Genomic DNA, 5169 nt, shown 5'->3' with positions numbered 1-5169 from the left:
GTTCTACTACCTCTAAATCAACAACTAAGTCCTCAACCACCACTGCAAAAAAAAAATGACAAAAAAGGCGAGTTTTGCTAAAAAGTTGACATCATCGAGTCGTTTTTCGTAATTTGGAAAATGTGTTAGGAATGGCGATCGCCACTCTTCCAGACTAGAACGTGCGATGGCACGGAGTGACCGCCCCTTTGGGGCGATCGCCCTCATAATCCAGCATGAAAACGTTAATTATGTACAACTGAGGGCAGATGCTTTTGTTTACAAGCGCTTGCCAACTTGACATAAAGAAAAACAAAAGAAATTATAAAAATGAAAAAAATCTTTGACCGCCTTAACTTCTATACCTATCAAACCCTCCTTAGTAAGATGCAGTCTGTAGTGGAGATGATATGATACTCTAAAATGTAGAAGAGAAAACAACATCAAATTTTCGCGCATTCACAGAGTGTAAACTATCATAGTATTAAGCTGAGGGTGCAAAAATACTCTGGTTTCTCCGTGAAGGATTATAAACATCGTTGGTAGTATCTCGGGAGCGGTCAGTTCAATGGACTATATAGAAAAGGTGCTAGAAAAACTAAAAGACTTGGCACGCAAGCTAATAGAAGCCCTTTTGGGACCAGAAGCGGAACCGGAACCGGAACTCATTCCGATTCCAGTGCAAGATCGTTCACGCCGTCGATAAAGAAGCTTAACCGTGCTAGATTTAACTGAGCGCCCCATAAGTATTCTGGTACTGCATGGACCAAACTTAAATTTACTGGGACAGCGAGAGCCAGGAATATATGGTTCGTTGACATTGGCTGAAATTAATCGCTCCTTAGAACAAGAAGCAGAAAAGCTACAGGCGAAAGTCTCTCATTTACAATCAAATTATGAGGGCGCTCTGGTAGATGCAATTCATGAAGCACTAGGAAAACATCAGGGAATTTTAATCAATGCAGGGGCATACACTCACACGAGTGTGGCTTTGCGGGATGCGATCGCTGGTGTTAACTTACCTACAGTCGAGGTGCACCTGAGTAATATCTACCGCCGAGAAGATTTTCGCCATCATTCATATATAGCCCCAGTAGTCATTGGACAGATTAGTGGTTTTGGGGCACAAAGTTATTTACTAGGCTTGCAGGCATTAGTGCATTATATAAGAAAGTAAAAAAGTAAAAAAACTATATTGACTTTTCACTTACTTTCTGATATGCGCTACTCTCTCACAAGTCGATTCAAAGGCACAATACTCGGGGCAATTATTGGAGAACAGATAGCTTCTAGTCGTAGCAAGCAGTTACAGGGTGCAGGGACGTTGAAAATACCATCTTTGCACTGGAGTGACATGGCTATTTTATGTGCTGAAAGTTTGATTTCCAAAGGTAGATTAGACACACAAGATTGGCAAAAACCCCAACAGCAAGAATTTACGAAATTAAAAAATAGCTATGAGGCTATTCTCGCCACATTGCCAGTGGCGCTATTTTTTCATGACAATACAGTGAAATTGCGACAAAACTTACTGCTGGCGACGGAAATTTGGCAGGATGATCCAGTCGTACGGGATGGAACACTAGCAGTGGGCTATGCGATCGCAAAATCTCTCACAGAAAAACTCTCTCCACAAGCCCTCATTTCTCAGACGATCTCCTTTGTTGGAGAAACGCAGACAAACTTGCCACAACAATTATTAGAAGTTCATAATTTGTTAGAATACGGCGCAGGCTTAGAAACGGTACAAGCCGAGTTGGGTAAGGAACAAAAGTTAAGTAACATCATAGCCTTGGCTTTTTACTGCTTTCTTAGTACCATAGAAGACTTTCGTCTTTCTGTTTTGCGAGCCATTCAAGATAATTATCGTTCTTGTGCAATAGGTGCCATGACAGGTGCTTTATCAGGAGCATACAACAGTGCAGTTGGTATTCCTGTCACTTGGCAGGTTATGCTTGTGCAACAGAGCTCTGCACAAGACTGGAAACGAACTGGCTCTTCTAAAATGGTAGAATTAGCTGACGCAATTGTGGCTGTATGGTCAGGAGTATATAACCTTGCTTCGCATCCAGATAAAGTCAGAGAAGAAAGCGGTACTATCACACCGCCTCTATTGTCTTTACAGGTAACAGCAGCTCCTCGCGTCATTCGGTCACGCTAACATTTTTTCTATCGCTAAACGTGACTGATTCCAAAACATTAAAGACTACAAAGTAATTCAAACATGAGTTACGAAAGTAGCTTTTAATACTAAGATAAAAAAGGAAATTCTCATTCAAAGTCTGTAGGTAGCTATAGTGGCAAATCGGCTTCAAGTATATTCCCGCTCTAGATTGTCTTGTTTAAACCGATCAAAGTAAGTAACTGCGGTCATAGGTGATGAAAACGCAGCAATTTTTTCAGTCCTTGACTCAGAAGCTGACTTTCTGGCGGCGACAGTACAAAGTGCGACATTGTCATATTGCATCATCAAAAACAAGTAGAAAAGATGGATACCCAACAGCAAGAGTGTCACGCTCAATTAACAAATCGCTTAAAGATAAAAATGGTCTTGACGCAGTGGGTTCGCCCTGGGTGAAAGTCAGGCGTTCCTGCGTTGTTTTCGTCATCGCAGTTGTCTCTATAACAGGAGTTATGGGGCAAAAGTTATATAACCAACCCCAGTTGCAAGTGGGGACTGTTGCGCCACAAACAATTAGAGCACCAGCGACTGCGAAAATCGAAAATAAGAAAAAAACAGCAGAAAAGCGCAAAGCCGCAACAAACAGTTCCTTGCCAGTCCTCATGGTAGATGAACGCATCAATGCAGAAATTGAGCAAAATTTACAACAGATTTTGCAAGAGGGAAACGAAATTCGTGCAACAGTTGGATCTTTTCCTTTTTTTGACACTTTGGTTTTATCCGTCTCTACCCAGCGTTACCTGCGTTCGTGTTCTAATTGGGAATGGCAAGCACTGCTGTTAGCTGTAGAAAGTACTGACAAGCAAAAATCAAGAATGTTCGTTCAAAAGCGGGGAAGTCAAAGAGGACACAAGGATGCGAGAACACAGAGAAATGAGGATGCACCAAAAGTTTCTGCTTTTGCCTCACCGTATCACACTCCTTCCACATCAAAAGAAGCTTCTGGTGTCAACGTGCTAGCCTCATCAGGAACATCACAACAACCCCCTGTTTCAGGTTCTTACGCACCCAAGACTGAAGACTTAAAATCAAATGATTTGTTCCAAAATATAGACTTTGCACAAGCGGTGGCCCAATTACAAGCTTATCGCCTCATCAGTTCCAAGCAAAACCTTTCTTCAGTAATCGCTCAAATTACAAAAATACGCCAGGGATACGCTCAAGCAAAAACTAAACTCACAGATTTGGTGATTGCCAAACCAGAGACAGTATACGATGAAGCTTCTATTCTCAACTTGTCAGATGAGGATTGGACGAAAATAAAAATAGAAATCCAGCAAAGTTTAGAGCGGATTCTCACCCAAGGCATTTCACCCGGACTACCACAAAATATCCTACAAAATACAGTCAGTATACAAGTGCAGACGTTCGTACCAAAAGATGCCGAACCCTTAGCAAGCAAACTTTTGTTAGCTGTACTTAAGCCAAATCTGAAGAAAGATGAATTACAAACGCAGCGAATAAGTGCAAAGATAGCTGCTCAAGTAGAACCTGTGATTGTTACTGTTTATAAGGGTGAGGTGATTGTCCGTCAACAACAAAAGGTGAGTGCATGGAACTTTGACGTACTAGAGCATTATCACCTGATTGAGCGCGAGATTCATTGGCTGGGATTGATACAGTTAGGGAGTGTTGTCACCGCGTCTGTTGCTATTTTTGCAATGGTAGAGGGGCGGATCAAGCACTCCATTCGGCAAAGCGATCGCCTGTTAGTACTATTGCTGAGCCTTAGTGTACCACTGGTACAGATGATGGGTACACCTTACACCACCTGGAGTGCCGTTGGGTTATTGCTGGGTAGCTTCTATGGACCTACTTTGGGCGTGACTGTTGTAGGATTGCTGTCACTGCTGCTACCCATGAGTCTAGAAATAAGTCTCATTGCTCTAGTTGCTGGTGTATCAGGGGGAGTTTTGGGCAGTTGCGTTGCACAACGGTTGCGATCGCGTGAAGAATTAGCACTTTTGAGTCTTGCGATCGCCTTAACAGAAGGTGCTGTTTACCTGATCATCAAGCTCTTGATCAGTGCTGTATTGGGAGTTCCAGTGCACTACTTGGTACTACAAAACGCAGGATTATTTGCTTTATCCGGCTTAGTATGGAGCATCGTGGGGATGGGGTTGAGTCCTTATTTAGAAAAACTATTTGACTTAGTCACTCCAATCCGCCTCGCAGAACTGGCGAACCCTAATCGCCTCTTATTGAAAAGACTTGCGACTGAAACTCCTGGGACTTTTCAGCATACCCTGTTTGTCGCGACTCTTGCCGAAGCTGCTGCCAAACAGTTAGGATGCAACGTCGAACTTGTTAGGGCTGGGACATTATACCACGATATCGGCAAAATACACGACCCAATGGCATTTATTGAAAATCAAATGGGGGGACCAAATAAACACGACACAGAAATTAAAGATCCTTGGATGAGTGCGTACATTATCAAAAAGCACGTGAGTGAAGGGTTGGCGATCGCGCGAAAGTACAGTTTGCCTTCCTCAGTTCAAGCTTTTATTCCAGAACATCAGGGAACAATGCAAATTGCCTATTTCTATCACCAAGCAAAGCAAATGGCGCTTTTAGATCCAAGTTTAAAAGTCATGGAGGCAGATTTTCGCTACGATGGTCCGATACCCCAGTCACGGGAAACAGCAATCGTCATGTTGGCAGATTCTTGTGAAGCGGCGCTGCGATCGCTCACAGACGCCACACGAGAACAAGCTTTAGCAATGCTGAACAACATCCTCCGCGCTAGATGGCAAGACAATCAAATGGTAGATTCCGGGTTAACACGAGAGGAAATGACCCAAATTGCCGAAATTTTCGTGCAAGTTTGGCAGCAATTCCATCACAAGCGCATTGCTTACCCGAAGTTAAATGCAGCAAAAGAAGGAACAGGGAATAGGCAATAAGGCTTCTTGAAACAGTGAACAGTTAACAGTGAACAAGTACTTGCGGGGATTTCACACGCCACTCGGCACCCCTCTCCTTAATAAGGAGAGCCAGTGCGTTGG

4 protein-coding genes are annotated in these 5169 nt (G+C 43.1%); all 4 read left to right on the top strand.

The window, feature by feature from the left end; genetic code table 11:
- Positions 1 to 547: 547 nt before the first annotated feature.
- The 4 genes from DP116_RS20480 to DP116_RS20465 all read left to right on the top strand — a co-directional run bounded on the left by DP116_RS20480 (position 548) and on the right by DP116_RS20465 (position 5067).
- On the top strand, positions 548 to 685 hold the full coding sequence (locus tag DP116_RS20480; protein WP_048869071.1) for a hypothetical protein: 138 nt from the start codon (positions 548 to 550) through the stop codon (positions 683 to 685).
- Positions 686 to 697: 12 nt separating this feature from the next.
- On the top strand, positions 698 to 1156 hold the full coding sequence (gene aroQ, locus DP116_RS20475) for a type II 3-dehydroquinate dehydratase (RefSeq protein ID WP_169156922.1): 459 nt from the start codon (positions 698 to 700) through the stop codon (positions 1154 to 1156).
- 42 nt (positions 1157 to 1198) lie between these two features.
- Positions 1199 to 2140, top strand: a complete 942-nt coding sequence (locus DP116_RS20470; protein ID WP_169156928.1) for an ADP-ribosylglycohydrolase family protein — start codon at positions 1199 to 1201, stop codon at positions 2138 to 2140.
- Positions 2141 to 2358: 218 nt separating this feature from the next.
- Positions 2359 to 5067, top strand: coding sequence for an HD family phosphohydrolase (locus tag DP116_RS20465; protein WP_169156921.1), 2709 nt, complete (start codon positions 2359 to 2361; stop codon positions 5065 to 5067).
- Positions 5068 to 5169: the final 102 nt, after the last annotated feature.

The sequence above is a fragment of the Brasilonema bromeliae SPC951 genome (assembly GCF_012912135.1).
Classification (GTDB): domain Bacteria; phylum Cyanobacteriota; class Cyanobacteriia; order Cyanobacteriales; family Nostocaceae; genus Brasilonema; species Brasilonema bromeliae.
Note: the sequence above shows the minus strand (reverse complement) of the source record. Positions and strands in the feature narration are given on the sequence as shown.